This window comes from Sporosarcina pasadenensis, from assembly GCF_047228845.1.
Taxonomy (GTDB): domain Bacteria; phylum Bacillota; class Bacilli; order Bacillales_A; family Planococcaceae; genus Sporosarcina.
The window spans coordinates 361,250-380,226 of sequence record NZ_JBFEGM010000001.1 but is presented as its reverse complement, the minus strand read 5'-3'; the positions used below and the strand labels follow the sequence as shown (position 1 = coordinate 380,226).

At 41.4% G+C, this 18,977-nt stretch carries 23 protein-coding genes and 1 pseudogene; 20 read left to right on the top strand and 4 right to left on the bottom strand.

The window, feature by feature from the left end:
* Positions 1–26: 26 nt before the first annotated feature.
* From AB1K89_RS01965 to AB1K89_RS01885, 17 genes and pseudogenes are all read left to right on the top strand, one after another.
* Positions 27–650, top strand: a complete 624-nt coding sequence (locus AB1K89_RS01965) for a kinase (RefSeq protein ID WP_413053127.1) — start codon at positions 27–29, stop codon at positions 648–650.
* A gap of 49 nt (positions 651–699) precedes the next feature.
* Complete coding sequence (locus tag AB1K89_RS01960; RefSeq protein ID WP_413053126.1) at positions 700–1,236, top strand: helicase; 537 nt, start codon at positions 700–702, stop codon at positions 1,234–1,236.
* A 74-nt stretch (positions 1,237–1,310) separates the two neighbouring features.
* Positions 1,311–1,775, top strand: a complete 465-nt coding sequence (locus tag AB1K89_RS01955) for an NUDIX hydrolase (protein ID WP_413053125.1) — start codon at positions 1,311–1,313, stop codon at positions 1,773–1,775.
* 89 nt (positions 1,776–1,864) lie between these two features.
* Positions 1,865–2,791, top strand: coding sequence for a hypothetical protein (locus tag AB1K89_RS01950; RefSeq protein WP_413053124.1), 927 nt, complete (start codon positions 1,865–1,867; stop codon positions 2,789–2,791).
* A 63-nt stretch (positions 2,792–2,854) separates the two neighbouring features.
* Positions 2,855–3,364 carry a YfiT family bacillithiol transferase gene (locus AB1K89_RS01945; RefSeq protein ID WP_413053123.1) on the top strand — a complete coding sequence of 170 codons (510 nt, stop codon included), beginning with the start codon at positions 2,855–2,857 and terminating at the stop codon, positions 3,362–3,364.
* 452 nt (positions 3,365–3,816) lie between these two features.
* Positions 3,817–4,107, top strand: a complete 291-nt coding sequence (locus AB1K89_RS01940; protein WP_413053436.1) for a pyroglutamyl-peptidase I family protein — start codon at positions 3,817–3,819, stop codon at positions 4,105–4,107.
* A pseudogene (locus tag AB1K89_RS01935) lies at positions 4,028–4,927 on the top strand (DMT family transporter); the annotation flags it as partial. The gene AB1K89_RS01940 and the pseudogene AB1K89_RS01935, both read left to right, overlap by 80 nt.
* 30 nt (positions 4,928–4,957) lie before the next feature.
* Positions 4,958–5,716, top strand: coding sequence for an IclR family transcriptional regulator (locus tag AB1K89_RS01930; RefSeq protein WP_413053435.1), 759 nt, complete (start codon positions 4,958–4,960; stop codon positions 5,714–5,716).
* Between the two features lie 375 nt (positions 5,717–6,091).
* Positions 6,092–6,637: a DUF5412 family protein gene (locus AB1K89_RS01925; RefSeq protein ID WP_413053122.1), complete on the top strand. Its 546-nt coding sequence runs from the start codon at positions 6,092–6,094 to the stop codon at positions 6,635–6,637.
* 302 nt (positions 6,638–6,939) lie between these two features.
* Positions 6,940–7,194, top strand: a complete 255-nt coding sequence (locus AB1K89_RS01920; protein WP_413053121.1) for a hypothetical protein — start codon at positions 6,940–6,942, stop codon at positions 7,192–7,194.
* 143 nt (positions 7,195–7,337) lie between these two features.
* Positions 7,338–7,595: a hypothetical protein gene (locus AB1K89_RS01915; RefSeq protein ID WP_413053120.1), complete on the top strand. Its 258-nt coding sequence runs from the start codon at positions 7,338–7,340 to the stop codon at positions 7,593–7,595.
* 247 nt (positions 7,596–7,842) lie between these two features.
* On the top strand, positions 7,843–8,166 hold the full coding sequence (locus tag AB1K89_RS01910) for a hypothetical protein (protein ID WP_413053119.1): 324 nt from the start codon (positions 7,843–7,845) through the stop codon (positions 8,164–8,166).
* 154 nt (positions 8,167–8,320) lie between these two features.
* Positions 8,321–8,920 carry a hypothetical protein gene (locus tag AB1K89_RS01905; RefSeq protein ID WP_413053118.1) on the top strand — a complete coding sequence of 200 codons (600 nt, stop codon included), beginning with the start codon at positions 8,321–8,323 and terminating at the stop codon, positions 8,918–8,920.
* Between the two features lie 481 nt (positions 8,921–9,401).
* Entirely contained in the window at positions 9,402–9,677 is a 276-nt protein-coding gene (locus tag AB1K89_RS01900; RefSeq protein WP_413053117.1) for a hypothetical protein, read from the top strand.
* Positions 9,678–9,883: 206 nt separating this feature from the next.
* A complete protein-coding gene (locus tag AB1K89_RS01895; RefSeq protein WP_413053116.1) occupies positions 9,884–10,330 on the top strand; it encodes a hypothetical protein in 447 nt (148 codons plus the stop codon).
* A gap of 1 nt (position 10,331) precedes the next feature.
* Positions 10,332–10,556, top strand: a complete 225-nt coding sequence (locus AB1K89_RS01890) for a helix-turn-helix transcriptional regulator (RefSeq protein ID WP_413053115.1) — start codon at positions 10,332–10,334, stop codon at positions 10,554–10,556.
* A gap of 147 nt (positions 10,557–10,703) precedes the next feature.
* The gene (locus AB1K89_RS01885; RefSeq protein ID WP_413053114.1) at positions 10,704–11,657 is read left to right on the top strand and encodes an NAD(P)-dependent alcohol dehydrogenase; all 954 of its coding nucleotides are present in this window, start codon (positions 10,704–10,706) and stop codon (positions 11,655–11,657) included.
* A 399-nt stretch (positions 11,658–12,056) separates the two neighbouring features.
* On the opposite strand, the gene AB1K89_RS01880 is transcribed toward AB1K89_RS01885, so the two are convergent.
* Together AB1K89_RS01880 and pxpB are read right to left on the bottom strand one after the other, a co-directional pair.
* Positions 12,057–13,052, bottom strand: coding sequence for a 5-oxoprolinase subunit C family protein (locus tag AB1K89_RS01880; RefSeq protein ID WP_413053113.1), 996 nt, complete (start codon positions 13,050–13,052; stop codon positions 12,057–12,059).
* The gene (gene pxpB, locus AB1K89_RS01875; protein ID WP_413053112.1) at positions 13,049–13,786 is read right to left on the bottom strand and encodes a 5-oxoprolinase subunit PxpB; all 738 of its coding nucleotides are present in this window, start codon (positions 13,784–13,786) and stop codon (positions 13,049–13,051) included. Before pxpB ends, AB1K89_RS01880 begins: the two co-directional genes overlap by 4 nt.
* A 264-nt stretch (positions 13,787–14,050) precedes the next feature.
* Between pxpB and AB1K89_RS01870 the strand changes: the two genes are divergently transcribed.
* Genes AB1K89_RS01870 through AB1K89_RS01860 form a run of 3 tightly spaced genes read left to right on the top strand, consistent with a single transcriptional unit; the run spans position 14,051 to position 16,848 of the window.
* Complete coding sequence (locus AB1K89_RS01870) at positions 14,051–14,812, top strand: LamB/YcsF family protein (RefSeq protein WP_413053111.1); 762 nt, start codon at positions 14,051–14,053, stop codon at positions 14,810–14,812.
* Between the two features lie 11 nt (positions 14,813–14,823).
* Positions 14,824–16,044: an NRAMP family divalent metal transporter gene (locus AB1K89_RS01865; protein WP_413053110.1), complete on the top strand. Its 1,221-nt coding sequence runs from the start codon at positions 14,824–14,826 to the stop codon at positions 16,042–16,044.
* Between the two features lie 12 nt (positions 16,045–16,056).
* Positions 16,057–16,848, top strand: a complete 792-nt coding sequence (locus AB1K89_RS01860; protein ID WP_413053109.1) for a putative hydro-lyase — start codon at positions 16,057–16,059, stop codon at positions 16,846–16,848.
* A gap of 283 nt (positions 16,849–17,131) precedes the next feature.
* Here AB1K89_RS01860 and arr read toward each other — a convergent pair whose 3' ends face one another.
* Both arr and AB1K89_RS01850 read right to left on the bottom strand, forming a co-directional pair.
* Positions 17,132–17,548 (bottom strand): NAD(+)--rifampin ADP-ribosyltransferase, encoded by a 417-nt coding sequence (gene arr, locus AB1K89_RS01855; protein ID WP_413053108.1) that lies wholly within the window; start codon positions 17,546–17,548, stop codon positions 17,132–17,134.
* Positions 17,549–18,047: 499 nt separating this feature from the next.
* Entirely contained in the window at positions 18,048–18,977 is a 930-nt protein-coding gene (locus AB1K89_RS01850) for an alpha/beta hydrolase (RefSeq protein WP_413053107.1), read from the bottom strand.

The following is an 18,977-nucleotide window of genomic DNA, read 5'->3' as shown; positions in this document are numbered from 1 at the left end:
AAATAGAATGAAATTGGGGAGCGTAAATGTCTATTAAAGAGATAGTAGAAAAGATCATCTTTCAATTCTCAATACGTCCCAATAAAGCTTGTCCATTATTAATTGGAATAGATGGTTTAGGTGGCTCTGGAAAAACTACATTCGTAAAAGAAATCGAACAAGAATTACTTTATCAAAACTGCCAAGCTGTCACTTTTCATCTAGATGATCACATTGTTGAAAGGAAAAAACGATACGAAACAGGATACGAAGAGTGGTATGAGTATTATTACTTACAGTGGGATGTTGATAACTTGACGGCCAATTTATTTGAACCGCTGCAAAGAGGTTGCAACAATATTTTTCTAGCTTTTTATGATAAATTGACCGATTCAACTGTAACCAAACAAACTACAGTAACATCCGACAGTATTGTTCTCATTGAAGGGATATTTTCACAAAGACACGAATGGAAAAGCTTTTATGATATTGTCTTTTTTTTAGACTGCCCTCGTGAACTAAGGCACAAGAGAGTATTAAATCGTGATTTGTATATCGGAGATTATGAAGAAAGGCTTGATAAGTATCAAAGGAGATACTGGTTAGGCGAAGAACATTACATGGATATCGTAAAACCAATCACGAATGCTGATTTTGTTTATTACACATAAATACAAGCGTTTCATTAGAAAAATGTTTCTTACTAAAGGGAGACGATAAATGAACATCAAAAATAAGAATATATATCCCAATTGCCAGACCATTACAAGAGTAATTGAGGTAGGCGGTCTTACCAAATCACAGATTATCGATAAAATGCAGCGACAAAATATCATGGTGAATGAACTTGGGAAAAAGCTATTCGCTGACGATAATTTCACAACTTCTATTGAGACGTACGTATTGAAGACGGTTGAGCTTACCGTACGGGATCTCGGATTACTAGAGGGAGGTACGATAACTGAGGTGTACAGGAGAGCCAATCAACTTGGTTTGGAATTATGCCCGTTGGAACTTGGCCCTTTTATGAGGCTTCGATATCTAGATCAACCTGAAGGATTTTTAAGTAGTCAACAACAAAACCAAGCCCCATACGGATCAATTACAATAGCTACAAAAATACTGACTGAGGATGATAACTTTCCAAAGGGTTTTTATCTCAGACGGATTAATGACGTACTTTGGCTGCGGGGATATGTGTGTGACGATCACCATGTTTGGGAACCTAGCAATCGCTTCGTTTTTGTTAAGCAATAATAGCTGATTACATTAAAGAACATTCCGCAATGCCCATTTAATTGAAATAAGTTGAAATATCTCAGGGGGATAATATGAATTATATTAAAGATATGAGAAAGCTCATCGGTCACGAAACCTTATTCACCGTTGGTTGCGGAGTAATTATAGAAAACGAAGGATGTATATTACTGCAACATCGGACCGATGAAGATAATTGGTGTATTCCCGGTGGAGTTATGGAGATAGGCGAGTCATTTGAACAAACAGCTAAGAGAGAAACCTACGAGGAAACAGGATTAGACGTAGGTGAGTTGAAGTTATTCGGTATGTATTCTGGTGAGAGCTGTTTTGTTCGATATCCAAATAAAGATCAAGTGTACAGTGTCCAAATCATCTTCATGACAACTACATATAGCGGCGACCTGAGGCAGCAAGGAATTGAAAGTAAAGAGCATCGATTTTTCAAGAAAGAAGAATTACCTACAAACTTAAATCCGCGCCAGAAACAATTTATACTTCAATGGGCTGAAAATAGAAGTTTACCTGTTATTAGCTAAATCTGCAAACAGGCTTGAATTTCGGAACAAGCAATGATGAGACGAGCCAGATGCAGGTACTTCACTCCAGGAAAGGAGGCAGATATAATATGAAATCAACACTCAAAATACACACAAGCCCCATAGCGAACTTGCATGAAGAGCTGAGATATGCGAGTCCGCTTTCTATTGCAATTGGCCATCATAACGATATGTTCATACTGCTGGCGGAAGAGCGTCCGCCGTTAATTAATGGTAGTTTTCCTGCAACGGTTACGGAGGAAAGCTACAGTTATCATGTCGTGCATCTAAAGGATGGGCAGAAGACAGTGTTGCATTTGCCGAATGAGAAGTGGAATTATCATTACATACAGCCGATAGATGATGGTCATTTTTTGCTTGTCGGTGCACGGTCATATTATCATGATCCGCAAAATATCGAGGAAAACGCACGTGTGTATGATAATAATGGGCAATTGATCCGGTCATTCTGCTTAGGTGACGGGATTAAGCATGTGTATGTAGATGGGAATCAGAAGATTTGGACAGGGTACTTTGATGAAGGGGTTCACGGTAATTATGGCTGGAAAGAGCCGATTGGTAGCAGTGGGCTTGTTGGCTGGAATGCGTCTGGCCAAAAGATAGATTCTCTTGAAGAGGACAGAGAATATTTTATTTTTGAGTGTTTAGCGCTTAATGGTGACACTGAAGGGAGAATCTGGTTTTTCTTCAGTATTGATTCAAAGATTGGAGTACGTCAAGAGAGGCGGACAAGGTATTATTCGCCTGAAGGTATGGGTTTCCAGTCGTTTGCGGTTAACGGAGATAAGATTGTTGCATATGAGGATAGATGGGGAAGACGGTCACTTTTTGAGCTGCAGCGTAAAGGCGATGAATTTAAGGTGGTCCATGACATCGAGCTGATCAAGCTGGATGGTACACCTGTCAAACCGCAATTGGTGAACAACCGGGAGAGCAAGTTACTGTTTTTGGACGGTGATGAACTATATATATACGAAGCGGGTTCAGGAATTTAATTCAAAGCATCTGTTGAGCATATTGTTTCTAACAACAAATATATTTGGAAAAGGGGATTGGAAATGGACGTAAGATATCCAATTGGGGAATTAGAAGTTCCAGAAAAAGCAACACAAGAAAATGTTCTAGAATGGTTGAAGGACATCAGGACGTACACGACTCGATTAAGAGAAGTTGTTGACTCATTGAATGATGAGGAATTGAGCAGAACATACCGTGAAGGAGCCTGGACAGTTCGCCAACTTGTTCATCATATTGCGGATTCCCAGTTAAACATGTATCAACGATTGAAACTTGCGTTAACGGACGAAAATCCAACAGTGCCTGCGTTTGATGAAGAAAAGTGGGCGATTCAACCGGATACTCAGCTTCCAGTGGAAAGCTCCATAAAAATGCTGGAAGGTATTAATGAGCGCATTGTCGCCTTGGGAAATAGTTTAACTAAAGAGCAGTTTGATAGAGTTTTTACTCACGAGAAAAACGGTGAAATAGCAGTAGCTACGAAGATTGCAAAATTAGCTTGGCACGAAAATCATCATTTGGAACATATAAAGATTGCATTATTAAAATAATTAGCTTTGTTATTCAACACTGTTGATTTGTAGTGCTCGCAACGCTAACGCTTTTGCTCGCAAAAGCCGTTCTGCGTGACGGCTTTTCCTGCAGGGTCTTCAGCTCAAGCTATTCCCGCAGGAGTCGCCGCCTTCCGCTCCAATCAACGAAGCTACCTAAAATCAACAGCAAAGTATAACAAAACCTAGTGAATAAGAGAGAGGCCGCACCTTTGGAATAGGGGTGCGGTCTATTTTGATTTTGAATGAAAGGATACAATGTTTCCTTGAAACCAGACAATACTCCCGCGAAACTAGATAACACCCACACAAAACTAAACAACCCTTCTCCACCCCGAAAAATTATAGTATACTATAAATAATCCCAATGTTTCAGAAAGTAGGTCAACTAGAAGAAAAAACTACTCCTAACAGGGTTCGAATCATTTTTGAGTTTTACAGTAAACCCGACGATGCGAATCGTAGAAGAACTGAATGATCAGCAGATCGGGAGTTACGAAATCCATAGTGAAGTGTTATCGCTCGGTTTTGCAGGGGGACGTTATAAAATGACGCCGGAGCGGATTGCGATTAACGTGAAAGATGGTGAAGCCGATAACTCCGGTAATAAGCCGATCGATAGTAGATTCATTGCCCACTTTGCGTTTGAAAGTAAAATTTTTGTTGGGGAAATACTTCACAAAATCCACTCTTGCACTACTCTTATTGATCACCGTGTGGGGTTGCAGCTGGCCGGTTTATAAATTGGCATTGCCTTACACGCCGCCGCTTTTGTTTGCAGGGATGCGGGCATTGTTCGGTGGTCTTATATTGGCGGCATTCTTGTTGAAGATGCGGGAGAAAATTAATTGGCGTGATAATTGGTCGAAGTACTGCATTTCCGCGTTTTTCAATACAATTCTCTTTTTCGGCTTGCAAACGGTAGGGCTCATTTATTTGCCCGGAGGTTTGTTTTCGGTACTTGTTTATTTTCAGCCTGTGTTGCTTGGCCTTTTTGCTTGGTTATGGCTTGGGGAAAATATGTCGCCGGTTAAAATTATGGGGCTGGTCCTCGGTTTTGTTGGCATTGCAGTCGTCAGTTTGGATGGGATGACGGTCCATATTTCGCTCATTGGTGTAGTATTAGGATTGCTAACGGCATTGAGCTGGGCGCTCGGTGTCGTCTATGTGAAGAAAGTGAGTCGGGAAGTGGATGCTTTCTGGATGGTCGCGTTGCAATGTATGATTGGCGGGTCCATTTTGGTTAGCGCTGGGACAATCGTTGAAAGTTGGTCCGCCATCGTTTGGAACTCCACCTATCTTTTCGGTCTCGGCTATGGTTCGACGTTTGGAATCCCCCTTTCTTATGTGATCTACTATAAGCTTATCAATGCGGGAGAGGCGAGCAAGGTCGGTTCGTTCACTTTTCTAGTTCCGATCATCGCCGTTTTCATCGGGACGGTATTTTTAGGCGAGCCGGTTACGTATACACTTTTGACAGGTCTTGTATTAGTCGGCTTTAGCATTTATTTTGTGAACTACCGCGGCAATGCGTTATGGATTAAAAAAGTGCAAGCTCCGTTAGGGACAGCTTGTTTGCGTGAAGGAGATTCTATGAACAATAAAAATAAAACGGTTGTCCGTTCAATGGATATTTTAAATTTATTCATAGATCATGCTGAATTGACATTTCAGGAAATCATTGAAATTTCGGGTATTCCGAAGACGTCTGTCTACCGGATGCTCATGTCTTTGGAGGAATTGGGCTTAGTGGAAAAAGGAGCGGATGCGAAATATCGGCTGGGACTCTTATTTCTGAAGTTTGGTCATCTCGTTTCATCAAGGATCGACATACGGCAAATTGCATATCCGATCATGCAGGAGTTACATAAAGATGTGGAGGAAGCGATCAATCTGATCGTCCGTCAAGGCGACGAAGCGGTCTATATCGAGAAAGTCGACATCCATCAGAAAGTGCGACTTTACACCGCAATCGGCAGAAGAAGCCCCTTATATGCAGGTGCATGTTCGCGGGTCATCTTGTCTTTTTTACGGGATCACGAAATCGATGCCTATTTGGAAACGATCGAACTGCATTCATTCGCAAATGGAACGATTACGGATAAGGACCTTTTGTATGAAACGATAAGAATGGCTCGAATGAACGGTTATACATTAAGCAATTCCGAATTGGAGAATTACACTTCCGCTATCGCCGCGCCTATATTTGACCATAAAGGCGATGTCGTTGCCGGGATTAGCATCGCCGGTATCGAAGCGAATTATCAAGATGAAAACATCCCGGTTTTGGCGGCTAAAGCAATCGAGGCGGCGGGGAAGATATCCCGGCAATTAGGCTATAATCGTAAATGAAAAAATAACATCCTCTATCTTAATGAATAGAGGATGTTTCAGAGTGTAGATAAACTCAAAAAATTATGGTGTTTGCCTAAGGGGTTCGGTTGAAAGGGCGAAAACAATAAAAAACACAGTGTTCAGGGACACAATTCGCATATGAATTGGTGTCCCTGTTCTTGTTGTTGTATCAACATTTTCTATGGTTAAAACACTTGCTAATTGGATATTGGAAAGAAGAATATTTTTAAGAAGGAAGATGAGAAATATATGCAAAAATAGATTGAAGATTGCAAATGATGTTCTTCAACTAACGCCGCTGGTTAGTTTAATAACAATGTTGTGCAACTTTTCTAAATCAATGAACGTTATGTACTAGAGGGGTGGGATAGTATGAGTTCTCTGGAAAAACGATATAACTTGTGGTCTATTTATTTAATAACTTTTTGTTTAGGGCTAGCTTTATATTCTCTATATTCTAATATGAACAACGCCTGGTTAATTTCACCGCCAAATTACATTCTCTTTATAATTAGTGTATTAGCCTTCATTTTAGGAATTAAAGGTCTTAAAGATAAGAGAAACTGGCGGACAAAAACAAGAAGTTGGTTAACGATAACCTTGTCGTTGTTGTTATCTATCGCACTTTTTTTAGCACTATCGTTAACACTCTTATTTTCATCATTTGGAGCAAATGAACATATGAAGACGGTGAGTTCTCCAGACAATAGCTATACCATAGATTTCTATCGTTGGGATGCAGGGGCAGCGGGAACATTTGGGGTAAGAGGAGAATTGAATGGACCACTTTGGTTTAAGAAGAGAATTTATAATGAAAAAAGAATTGAAAACGTGAATGTTGAATGGAAAAGCAATAATAAAGTCTCGATTAACAATCATATTTTGAACTTAAAAGAAGGCGAAATTTTTGGATATTAGTGTTTCTTAGCAACAATGTTCTTCAACTAACGGGTGCTTTACTTGAAGCTTGTTAAGCTGCTTGCACAGCTCTTTATTCTTCTTGAACTAATCTCCAACGTAAAAAAATGGGGGGTAGAATGTCCGAGGAAGAAAGAGAAAGGTTAAAAGCTAAAGAACAGCAGCATAGGTTTATTCTATTCAACTACTGGATGCTTTACTTCAAGAAGGAGTAAACCCTTTTTTCGTATTGAGCTAACACAGCAGTCTAGTTGAACAAGGGAAATCTAAAACCCTTGGAGATATAAATTGGGGGCGAAAGAATGAAAAGGACTGTAATTGGCGGTTTTATAATGATGGGGGGGGTATTTACCACACTAACTATAATATTGGTGGCAACGATGCATATTCCCAGCATGACTAGTTGGTCTGGTTCAAAGTTGTGGTATGCGATTTTTGGGAATGATGCTGTTCAAAGTTTATTCCTAGGTTTCCCATTTGTTGTAGGATTGTTGTTTGCGATTTTGGGGCTAGTAATACTAGTAATGGAGTATTTTGATAAGTCCTTTTTAAAGTGAGTTTTTTACGAACGGGTGCTTTACTGAAGATCGGAGCTGCTTAGACGTCTCTTTCTTGTTGCCTTCAACTAATGCAGCAGGATAGTTTAACAAGGAAATTTATTATTTTTACTTGAAGATACGTTAAGGAGGTCAATATTAAGATGAAAAAAACATTTGAAGTTATCCACGATGGTTACCATATTCAAGTGGTGAACAACTGGTTTACAGGAGAAAAGCTATATGTAAACGGACAATTACAGGATGAAAATCTTGGACTTGCTATAAGAGCTGTATTAAATGGTGAACTAAAAAGTAATGACGATAGAAAAAGTATTAAAGTAGCTCTGGGTGGTTTTTTAAAAAATAATTGTAGGATATTTGTTGAAAAAAACTTAATTTATCCCAATAATAAGAAGTAATATAAGTTATTCTTCTTCAACGGGTGCTTTACTTCAAGAAGGAGTAAAGCCTTTTTTCTTATTGAACTAACGATGCAGTAGAGTTAAAGAAAAGATGATTCAAAAACAATAAGGAGTTAATTATGAAAAAGGCCGTAATCACTTTAATAGTTTTAGTGTTTTAGGTGTTGGAATTTACTTCGTTATCGGGTTATTTAATAATAACCCACCTGAACCGACTATAACTGTTGATGGAAAGAAACTTGAAGTGGCACGAGGTTCTTATTGTTGGGATGGTTTATTTCAGTCTAGTTGTGCAGGTACGATTTCTCCGCCAATGCTAATTGAACATCATGAAATAAAACCTGTAATTGTATCGCCAGAATCTGATGTGAAAATAGAATTTGAAAAAGAACCTAACGCAAATACATTGGGAGTAAATAGATGGTTTAATGACATCGAAGTAGAAGGTGTTTCGTTACGTAATAATGTTTTGATAGTACCAAAAGAAAAAGGTGTTTACATTTACGATGTCCATGCACGTTGGAAAAAGGGAAGTTCGAGTTATGCTTTTGTAATTGAAGTTCGATAAGACTCCTTGAAGTAACGGGTGCTTTTACGTAAAGATCGTTGAGCTTCTCTAGTGGCATTCTTATTTAACTTTTTAAGCAGGATGGAGTGGTTGCAAGCGTATTTGGTAGTATGGAATGAAGTTATGGCATTTGTCTTAAAGAGGAGGAGACCCGATGACGTTAAAAGAGGAAATTAACAGACCAGTGAAAGCGGATAATCTTATTGTCTTTACATTTTTTCTGCATCTTTTGTTTGTGTTAGTGGCCAGCTCTGTACCGGAAGGACAGTTCTTTTTTTGGCTGCCCATCAATCTGACATTGGAGGCTTTCATTATGTTCCGTCTCCTCCTATTGTGGAGGCGTTATAGTAAGAGCGAACCGAGGCGGTACAATTCCCTCCAGTTGTATTGGATACTTACCGGACTATCTATTTTTGCAATGATCCCTTTTGTTAGGGCGGTATATGGTTCGGTAGCTTTTTGGCCTTTCCTGGTCGTTACAGTGTTTTTATTCCTATTGAGCCATTTATGGAAAGAGCGGATCGCTTCAGTTTTTGTGAATCCCGGTAAAACGAAGCAACTCGTCAAGTGGCCGAAAGCCCTCGCCGTCATGATTATCGTAGGGATTGTCATTATGGCGGCACTCCGCTTCACACCGGCACATCCTAACTTGGGAATTAGTATCTTCATATACATGATAGGTGGTTTTATGGTTTTTTTTGCAACTCCTTTTTCAATTTCCAAAGAACGAATCGAAGAGCTGATAGACGAATAAGAAATGGTACTAAAACTAGATACTGATGCAAGTATCTAGTGCTAAATGGGGGATTGGATAATGGGGGCTTATCAAGAGATCGATTCTTTACTAAAAAACGACAAGAGCGAAAAGGCATTACAGCTTCTACATGACATGAAAAGAACGAAAATAAACAGTAGATGATACGGGTTGGATGTACTGGAATATTGATTAAATAGATCTTCCTCAGGCTATATGGCTGCTAAATAGATTGTTGAACTGTCCCTAGATGTCTATGTTCAGAAGATTGAATGGCTCTTGAACTTATAGGTGCTTTAGCGGACTCTGACCCTAGTCAAGCGTATGCTGATAATATTGAGGTGCAAAGATAACGATGTCTTTACTAACGAGTGCTTCACTTGAAAATCGTTGAACTGCTGGGACTCATTCATATAGAACTAACGGAGCAGGTTAATGCAACAAGCATAACTTGAATCGAGGTGTAGAGGGGATGGTTTAGATGCAAAATACATTGCGGGTTGGTATTGCTCTACAAATATTATTCTTTATCTTATTCTTCGGAGCTATTTTGCCAAGAATGAATAATATATTTGCTGCAATTGTTTGTTTTAGCATAAGTTTATTAAGTTTATTCATTGGTATTAAATCGTTAAAACAACAATTCAAACCCGTTTTATCAAGGATTGTTATAGCTATTTCGATTCTAATTTTGGCATTTGCACTTTATGCTTATTTCACAACAGAAGCTGGGATTCCACCATTGATACTGCGATAAATATTATGGCTAACGGTTGCTTTACTTGAAGATCGTTTTAGATGCTTAAGGCTCATTTCTTATTGAACTAACGGGCAGGTTAGTTTAATAAGAAGTTCAGATTCAAACAGTAAAGCGGTGCGAAAAGTGATGTAACATAAACTAGACATGGTGTATATAATGTATTACATCATGCATATATTATCTTACATGGAGGGAGGGAGACTATGACTTATCAAGAGAAAAAAAGCATCGTGTCTTTGGTTAGTGCAGTAGCTATTTTCGGCTCTTTTTGCTTGTACATGTATCCACAATTCCCCGGGAATGGACTGGAATCGCTTGAAACCTTTCGTTTTTGGGGCTCTTTTGTCTTTAACTTACTTGTAGTTTCAATAATAGCCCACATTATCATCAATATCGTTTTTAACATCGTGTATAGAATTACGACAGGCGAAAAGGAACCAACATTTGAGGATGAACTGGATAACATTATTAATTTGAGAGCAACAAGAAATTCGTTTTTTGTTTTCATCCTAGGGTTTCTTCTTGCAATGGGATCTCTCCTCATCTTTCAGCCGTCACAACTGATGTTCATTATTCTAATCACTTTTGGATTTATGTCCGATGTGACTGGCTCGGTTACGAGACTTTATCATTATAGGAAAGGAGTCTAGTATGGGTAAAAGTCTTGTCGGCAATCACATTAGAAAATTACGATTTAAACATGATGAAATGACACAGCAGCAATTAGCTGACAAGGTAGGCGTAACAAGGCAAACTATTGTTGCTCTTGAGAAGGGTAACTATTCCCCATCTTTAGAGCTAGCTTTTCGCATTTCACACTCCTTTGACTTACCTCTAGAAGAAGTGTTTTTTTACGGAGACACCTTAGAAAAATAGGAACTTGACAATTCGTGTTCATCTGCACTTACCTCCTATTTCTAGATGAAGTTATCAACAAGATATCAAGTAAACACCTTATAAGGCGGGTTCAATTTTATTGTAAAGGCTATCTAATGACTTGATAAATAATAGGAGGTTAAACAGATGAAAGCAGCAATTTTTAAATCCTATGGTTCCCCTGAAGTAATGGAGATTAGGGATGTTGAGAAGCCGTTGATCAAAGATGAAGATAGGGTATTAATTAAAGTGGCCTCCGCCTCAGTAAATCAATACGACAATCTATTTCGAAAAGGTTATTTTCCTACCAGATTAGAGAATGGTCTTACAAAGCCTAAAGCGCAAATTTTGGGGATAGACGTTTCGGGTACAGTTGAAGCCGTTGGAAGAAATGTGCAAAAGTTTAAAATTGGTGATCATGTTTTCGGAAGTTGTGTCGGCTCCCATGCTGAATATGTCTGCGCAAGACAAAATGTTATATCCATTATGCCAAATAACTCAACTTTTGAAGAGGCAGCTGCAGTACCATGTGCTGCACAGACTGCCCTACAAGCATTGCGAGATGTAGGGCAGATAGAAGCAGGCGATAAGGTTTTAATCTATGGTGCATCGGGTGGAGTTGGGCACTTTGCTGTTCAGCTTGCTGTGTATTTAGGAGCTGAAGTAACCGCAGTTTGTAGTACCTCGAATATAGAGTGGGTTAAAAATCTAGGGGCTTATCATGTAATTGATTATACCCAAGAAGATTTTGCTCACAACGGAAAAAAATATGATGTGATCCTGGATGCTGTCGGAAAGAGGACCTTTTTCAGTTGTTTGCGTTCTCTAACCGATAACGGTATTTATATAACAGAACACCCACTCTACCCCAAGTATCATCCAATTCAATTGATGATAAGCTCTATCATAGGTAGTAAGAAGGCTAAGATTCATCTTGCAAAACCAAATGACAGTGATTTAGACCTGTTACGAGTCCTTATGGAAAAAGAAAAAGTAAGACCTGTAATTGAAAAGTGCTTTCACTTAAATGAAATTGTAGAGGCTCATCGACACGTTGAAAGTGGACGGACAAAGGGGAAGGTTGTTCTTACAATCGAGTAAAATTATTTCCAATCTGGATTAGCTATTCCTAATCATTCTCATAAATAAAACAGATAAATAATATCGAGCCAATTTAAGAACTGGTTGAAGAGCTGAAGATTCATTGAGCTTCAGCCTTTTTTGTTTTTGTAATAAAGGAGCCGTATCCCTGAAATTTGTAAAGTGAGAACCACAATAAGATTGTGAATAATTACACTTAAAGTAACAGGTGCATTAGTTCAATAAGGATAGTAAAATATTTCGCCAAAAAAACGCTCAATTTGAGCGTTTTTATTTGTTTTATATATAGCTATTTCACTGTTGAATCAGGTTAGTTGCACTTTTCTCCCCATCAACCGAACCCGTTAGTGTTTGACTACAGTCTTTTTTCTTTTAATATAGAAATTCTACTACATACATTCAACCCGCATACCCATTATAACGAATACCAATTTTGATTTTCTCGATGATCCGTTCATTTTTGAGTAACTCATTTTCTGCTTCTTCCAAGGAAACTTCCTTGAAGCGGATCTTTGCGGTTGGCTGCAATTGTGCCAAACATGGCAGGTCGGCGGTAATGACTTGACCGATTTTCGGGTAGCCGCCTGTCGTTTGGCGGTCCGCCATTAAAATGATCGGCTGCCCACTGGATGGGACTTGGATGGTGCCGTATGTGACACCTTCGGACAACAGCTCGAACTGCTCGGCCAATGAAAGCGGAGGACCTTCAAACCGGTAGCCCATCCGATCAGCTTGCGTTGTGAGGGTGTACGGTTCATTGAACAGTGTCCGTTGGCTGTTTTTGTCGAACCGATCGAATTCCGTTCCCCTAATTATTCGAAGCGTTTGGGCTTGTTGGAGATTGATAAGCGCATTGTAGTTCAGTGACCACGTGAAATTGGCCTCCCGTTTTTCCAGACGTTGAATGAAAAGTCGGTTAAGCTCACTCAATTCACCGCATTTCAATCGATCACCCTTTTGAATGGCCCTCCCTTGAAAACCGCCTAATGCCGCACGGAGATATGTGCTTTTACTTCCCATTATTTCCGGAACGGCGAAACCGCCGGCGAATGCGACATACGCCCGGCATCCATTCACCGCGGATTTGAATTGCAATACGGAGCCTTGACGGACAAATATCGGACGCCAAGTCGGTGCGGGCTCTCCGTCGATTGTAGCAAGGAAATCCCCACCAGTTATCGCAATTAGATGATCTTCTTCGAATCGAAGGGTTGTCCCGAACAATGTAATTTCCAGGGCACCTTCGTCTTCTTCATTTCCGACAAGCAAGTTCGCCAGTCTGAGCGAATAGCTGTCCATCGCACCACTCACGATGACCCCGAATTTTTGCGAGCCGTATCTGCCCAAGTCTTGAATCGACGTCAAAAGACCGGGATGAAGTACTGTTACGCTCATTTTTTCAACTCCTTATAATCGGCGTATTCTTCCGGGGAAATCGGCACGAACCGGATTTTATCACCGGCTTGCAGCAGTGTCGGAGGCGACATTCCGGGAAGGAATAAATCAAGCGGTGTGCGCCCGATGATTTGCCAGCCCCCTGGCGTTTCCATCGGATAGACGCCCGTCTGTTTCCCGGCGATCCCGACCGATCCGGGTGCAATGGCCAACCGTGGCGTTTCTTTTCGCGGTGTCGCAATCCGTTCATCCATCCCGCCCATGAACGGGAACCCGGGGGCGAAGCCGATCATATAGACAAGACATTCGCTTTCTGAATGAATCCGGATGACCTCCTCGGTGGAGATGCCATGATAGTTTGCCACATCCTCCAAATCGGGACCGAATTCCCCTCCGTATAACACAGGAATTGAAACAAGTCTTGCTTCGAAAGGGATGCTTTCTTGAATTTCTAAAACGAGCTCGTTCATGAAAGCACTCACTTTTTGGAAAGGGGACAACCTTGTCTGAAGAGGCGCTCGGGATTGATGAACGATGACAGGATTATAGTAGACTGTCAAATTATTGTAGGCGGGTACGGACTCGACGAATCCTTCGAACGGCAGATTATTCAACAGAGCGGACAAATTTCGCACTTTTTCGTGTATGGCAGGGCTCATTCCTTCTCCTAGCTGAACGATGACCGCCGAATCCCCCAACGGCTTGATAATCGGTTTTATAGTGAAATTGCTCATGGTGTCAGCTCCTTTAGTTTCGAAATACGGGACCTAAGTTCTTAAAAATGGATACTATCAATTATTATAGTTATGGAATTCCAAAAGACAAGATAAAAGGAGAGAAGAGTCGAATTATTAATTATTTGGTAGTAATTTAGAATAACTTGTATTCAGAATAATTATTGTATGCTAGAATGAATTTGTAATTCAAAACTTCAGTTCCGCATATCGGAACTTATATGAAATGTAAGCGCTTTATTTAATTTCTACGGAGGGGATAACATGTTTCGTGTCGATTTGAATTGTGATTTAGGGGAGAGCTTCGGGCGGTATGAGCTCGGCGAACAGCAGGAGATCTTGAAATATGTGACGTCAGCGAACGTGGCATGCGGGTTTCATGCGGGCGACCCGACAGTCATGAGGGAAACCGTCAAGCTGGCAATTGAGAATGGCGTGAAAATCGGCGCGCATCCGGGATTGCCGGATTTGAACGGATTCGGCCGCAGGGAAATGAAAATTACTCCGCAAGAAGGTTACGATATGGTCGTTTATCAAATCGGCGCATTGCAAGGATTTTTGGCGACGTTCGATGAAACGATGCAGCATGTGAAACCACACGGCGCTTTGTATAATATGGCGTCGAAGGATGCGGAGTTGGCTGAAGCGATCGCGCAAGCGGTCTATGATATTTCGCCTGATTTGGTATTGTTCGCACTTGCCGGCAGCGAATTGGCGAAGGCCGGCGAAAAGATCGGCTTACGCACTGCGCATGAAGTGTTTGCGGACAGGACTTACCAAGCGGACGGATCGTTGACTTCACGTTCACAAGCGGACGCGATGATCACCGATCAGGAGCAATCGGTGACGCAAGTAGTGAAAATGGTGACGGAAGGCAAAGTCATCTCCCAACAACATACGGAGGTCCCGTTAAAAGCGGATACGATTTGCATTCACGGGGACGGGGAACATGCGCTTGATTTTGCAAAATACATCAAAAAGACATTGGAACGGAACAACATTACCGTTGCTGCAATCGGGAACTAGGGGGAAACTGAATGGACGGGAAAAAGCTGGGGGATACACATACAGAAAAGAAAGTGACGAGGAGCGTTCTACTTGGGGCGGCGTTCCTCATGGCGACATCATCAATCGGTCCCGGGTTTTTAACACAGACGACGGTGTTTACACAGCAATTGGCGGCGAGCTTTGCGTTCGTCATCTTAATTTCATTGCTGCTCGATGTGTTCGCACAAATGAACGTCTGGCGGATCATCGCGGTTTCAGGTTTGCGTGGTCAAGAAATCGCCAATAAAGTATTGCCAGGACTTGGTGTCCTGTTAGCGATCCTCATCGTCATGGGGGGACTGGCCTTCAATATCGGTAACGTTGCAGGAGCAGGTCTCGGGTTGAATGCGATGCTCGGACTTGATCCGGTAATGGGAGCGATAATCAGTGCGGCATTCGCCATCTTCATCTTCCTTGTGAAGGAAGCGGGAAAAGCGATGGATAAAGTCGCTCAAATCGCAGGGGGAATCATGATTCTCCTGATGCTTTACGTCGCATTCACAACTTCGCCGCCTGTCGGGGAAGCAATCGTCAATACGTTCAAGCCGGAGCAAATCAGCATTTTTGCCATCGTAACGCTTGTCGGCGGTACGGTTGGAGGCTATATTACATTCGCAGGTGGTCATCGACTTTTGGATGCAGGCGTGAAAGGTATTGAATCGCTTCCGCAAGTAACCAAAAGTTCGGTTACGGGTATCGCAGTTACAGGTATTATGCGCGTTGCATTATTTTTGGCTGTGCTTGGGGTTGTATCCCAAGGTCTTGCCATTGATCCTGCAAATCCGCCGGCCTCGGTATTCAAGCTGGCAGCCGGAAATCTAGGTTACAAAATGTTCGGAGTCATCATGTGGGCGGCAGCCATCACGTCTGTAGTCGGTGCGGCTTATACGTCCGTCTCATTCATCCGCTCATTCCACCCGGCTATCGAAAAGTATCATAACTGGGTCATCATCCTATTCATCCTCGTATCGACAATCACGTTTGCACTTGTCGGTCGTCCGGTGAATATCCTATTGCTCGTCGGTGCGCTCAATGCACTCATTTTACCGCTTGCACTCGGAACGCTATTAGTTGCCGCGTACAAGAAAAATATTGTTGGGGAATATAAACATCCGCTCTGGTTGACAATCACAGGTGGATTTGTCGTCATCGTTATGGGTGTACTTGGAATCATGACACTTATTGAACAACTACCATTGCTGTTTAAGTAAGGAGGAGAGCTAATGCGAAACTTTGAGAAAATGTCTCCGGTCGAATTAAGGGAACTGATTCGTCAACAGGAAATTACCGGACCGACAGCCGGCATGGCGAAAGGGTATACGCAGGCGAATCTCGTTATTTTGAAGAAGGAACATGCCTTTGATTTCCTGCTGTTCTGTCAACGCAATCCGAAACCATGCCCTTTACTGGACGTGACAGAACCGGGTTCATTCATCCCGGGTAAAATTTCGGAAGGTGCCGACATTCGTAAAGACATCCCGAAATACCGGATTTACAAGGACGGCGTCTATACGGAAGAAGTGACGGATATTACGGACTACTGGGAGGACGATATGGTCGGTTTCCTGTTGGGCTGCAGCTTCACATTCGAAACGCCGCTTCTCGAAAGCGGGATTCCGGTCCGGCATATCGAGGAAAACTGCAATGTCCCGATGTATAAAACGAATATCCAGTGTGATAAAGCCGGAATCTTCGATGGCCCGACCGTTGTCAGCATGCGTCCGATGTCGCATGAAGATGCCATCCGTGCGATTCAGATCACGAGCCGGTTCCCGGCGGTACACGGCGCTCCGATCCATATCGGGGATCCAAGCCAGATTGGAATCGAAGATATATCCAAACCCGATTTTGGGGATGCGGTAACCATCAAGGAAGGTGAGATCCCGGTGTTCTGGGCATGCGGCGTAACACCGCAAGCAGTCGCCATGGAAAGTAAACCTTCCATCATGATTACACACGCACCGGGATGCATGTTCATTAGTGATTTGAAAGATGAGAAGTTGAGTGTTTTGTAGGTGTGCCTACTTACTGTTGTGGTGAAAGAAGGCATTATTTCTGCAAAACTGAACAACGCTCCAGTAAAAAATGAAAATATAACGCGAAAACAATTTATTACCTTAACCTGTTGTCTAACGAAAAACCAGTCATCCATCAAAAGATGACTGGTTTTTCGCATTCTATTAGAAGAAACACCCGACCTAAAAGAAAATTCAGTTGACTGAAAATAATCATGTGATACCATTCATTTTAATTCCTACTATACAGGTTTGAATAATAAATTATAAAACTGCAGAAGGATTAATCGTATATTATCGCTTTTCCTTGTTCACGTAACTTTTTTAAAGATGAAAGCATATGATCTATTTCATCATTGGAATGTCTTTCCCATGATCCTAATTCAGCTACAATTTTCAAAGGCGATGTAGACCTATAAGAACGTGTCGGGTTTCCTGGAAATCTTTTATCAGTCAAGTTCGGATCATTTTCAAAGTCACCTAGTGGTTCCACAATATAAATTCTTTCCTTTAATTTAGACGTTGCTAATTCGGCACCCCATTTAGCAGCATCTAATGTCGCGGTGAAATAGATATAGTTGGATTTTTTATCTTGGTAATTTGATAAGTGTTGTGGTTCTAATAAATCTCCAATTTTCAGTTCTGCTTTAGTGCCATGAAAAAAAGGACCATGATCTAAGACATCTTTTTTGTCATTCATTCTGATACACCTCTTATGTTTTTTGGATTTGTATAACATTATAGTGTGGAATAATAAAGAGTATCCATAATAATAGTATAATTTAGGTGGAGAGAAGAATATCTGACGTAACGTTTCAATTAGCAATCAATATTTTGATTACTGGTTTTTTAGACTGGTTTTAGCCATTACTAAAGACCAGGTATGCCTGCTTCTCGTTGATTGGAGCGGAAGGCGGCGACTCCGGCGAAAGCCGTTACGAAGCACGGCTTTTGCGAGTAAAAGCGCAGCGTTACGAGCAGGAAGTAGTTAGAGGCTGCCTTAATTTCTGCAAAGAACGCAGAAATACGGCAAATCGGACTCTTCGTTGTCCGATTGGCTCACCGACCGCCCGCGGAAAGCGTCCGTCTGCAGCGCAAATCAACATTAGTAGGGACCCTAATTTAGAAGGATATCAAAAAAGAAAATGCAAAAAGACCTTCTTTTCTGTAATCCAGATGTAGAAGGTCTTTTTATCTTTTCAAGAAGTCGTAAAACCGAAAGTATGTAGGAAGTGCAATACTTCCTGCTCATACTCCTCCGGGTTTTCATTGAATGACTTTGCATGGGCACCTTTATCGAACAGTTTCATCATCTTCTTGTCTTCCTTCAATTCATACAGTTCCTTCGTCATTTCCGGCAAAATGAAATCATCTTCCATGCTATGGATGAATAGCATCGGTTTTTTGACGGTCCCTATGGCTTCCCTCGGTGATATGAGTCCAGTTGTATAACCGTCCCTGATTTTCAGGAACAAATTGGCTACACGCAATGTCATCGATGAGCGAAGAGGCGTATTCGTACGTAAAATGTGAAGAATCTGCTCAGTGAAATCGGAGAAAGGACAATCCAAGATATAAAAATCGGCTTCGTCTTCAAACTCTCCAGCATACAGGATTGTTGTCGCCGCTCCCATCGATTCACCATGAATTCCTAGCAATGCACGGCTGCCGATCCGGTCGCGTACAGCAGATACCAAAGCATTCAAGTCAATCTTTTCATAAAAACCGAAACTCGTCGTCTTTCCACCCGAATCGCCGTGCCGCCGATGGTCATAAATGACGGAATTAAATCCTAGACGTTCGAATAATCTCGCGTATTTGATGGAGTTGATTTTATTCTCCGTCACGCCATGGCAAATAATCATCGTTCTTGTCGTTTCGAGCGGTTGTAAAAAAACCGCACGCAATGGATAGCCATTCGGAGAATCGACCCAAAAATCCTCTTTGCGCACAGTTGCATACCAATGCTCATCAAACCGTTTGGCAATAATTTCACGCTTTACAATCAAATCGTGGTCTTTCAACTTCATGAACATTAACCGATTTGCAGCATAAAAGCCGAGAACTGTAAGAATGGCAGTATAAATGCTTCCAATTATGCCTGTAATATAAAGGAAGCGCCGTTTCAA

Bases quoted from the DNA above. Each gene is read 5' to 3' on its own strand.
- AB1K89_RS01945 (WP_413053123.1), top strand. From the start codon at position 2,855: ATGGACGTAAGATATCCAATTGGGGAATTAGAAGTTCCAGAAAAAGCA.
- AB1K89_RS01930 (WP_413053435.1), top strand. From the start codon at position 4,958: ATGAACAATAAAAATAAAACGGTTGTCCGTTCAATGGATATTTTAAAT.
- AB1K89_RS01960 (WP_413053126.1), top strand. From the start codon at position 700: ATGAACATCAAAAATAAGAATATATATCCCAATTGCCAGACCATTACA.
- AB1K89_RS01955 (WP_413053125.1), top strand. From the start codon at position 1,311: ATGAATTATATTAAAGATATGAGAAAGCTCATCGGTCACGAAACCTTA.
- AB1K89_RS01865 (WP_413053110.1), top strand. From the start codon at position 14,824: ATGGACGGGAAAAAGCTGGGGGATACACATACAGAAAAGAAAGTGACG.
- AB1K89_RS01900 (WP_413053117.1), top strand. From the start codon at position 9,402: ATGCAAAATACATTGCGGGTTGGTATTGCTCTACAAATATTATTCTTT.
- AB1K89_RS01885 (WP_413053114.1), top strand. From the start codon at position 10,704: ATGAAAGCAGCAATTTTTAAATCCTATGGTTCCCCTGAAGTAATGGAG.
- AB1K89_RS01860 (WP_413053109.1), top strand. From the start codon at position 16,057: ATGCGAAACTTTGAGAAAATGTCTCCGGTCGAATTAAGGGAACTGATT.
- AB1K89_RS01870 (WP_413053111.1), top strand. From the start codon at position 14,051: ATGTTTCGTGTCGATTTGAATTGTGATTTAGGGGAGAGCTTCGGGCGG.
- AB1K89_RS01890 (WP_413053115.1), top strand. From the start codon at position 10,332: ATGGGTAAAAGTCTTGTCGGCAATCACATTAGAAAATTACGATTTAAA.
- AB1K89_RS01940 (WP_413053436.1), top strand. From the start codon at position 3,817: ATGCGAATCGTAGAAGAACTGAATGATCAGCAGATCGGGAGTTACGAA.
- pxpB (WP_413053112.1), bottom strand. From the start codon at position 13,786: ATGAGCAATTTCACTATAAAACCGATTATCAAGCCGTTGGGGGATTCG.
- arr (WP_413053108.1), bottom strand. From the start codon at position 17,548: ATGAATGACAAAAAAGATGTCTTAGATCATGGTCCTTTTTTTCATGGC.
- AB1K89_RS01950 (WP_413053124.1), top strand. From the start codon at position 1,865: ATGAAATCAACACTCAAAATACACACAAGCCCCATAGCGAACTTGCAT.
- AB1K89_RS01915 (WP_413053120.1), top strand. From the start codon at position 7,338: ATGAAAAAAACATTTGAAGTTATCCACGATGGTTACCATATTCAAGTG.
- AB1K89_RS01965 (WP_413053127.1), top strand. From the start codon at position 27: ATGTCTATTAAAGAGATAGTAGAAAAGATCATCTTTCAATTCTCAATA.
- AB1K89_RS01920 (WP_413053121.1), top strand. From the start codon at position 6,940: ATGAAAAGGACTGTAATTGGCGGTTTTATAATGATGGGGGGGGTATTT.
- AB1K89_RS01925 (WP_413053122.1), top strand. From the start codon at position 6,092: ATGAGTTCTCTGGAAAAACGATATAACTTGTGGTCTATTTATTTAATA.
- AB1K89_RS01880 (WP_413053113.1), bottom strand. From the start codon at position 13,052: ATGAGCGTAACAGTACTTCATCCCGGTCTTTTGACGTCGATTCAAGAC.
- AB1K89_RS01905 (WP_413053118.1), top strand. From the start codon at position 8,321: ATGACGTTAAAAGAGGAAATTAACAGACCAGTGAAAGCGGATAATCTT.
- AB1K89_RS01895 (WP_413053116.1), top strand. From the start codon at position 9,884: ATGACTTATCAAGAGAAAAAAAGCATCGTGTCTTTGGTTAGTGCAGTA.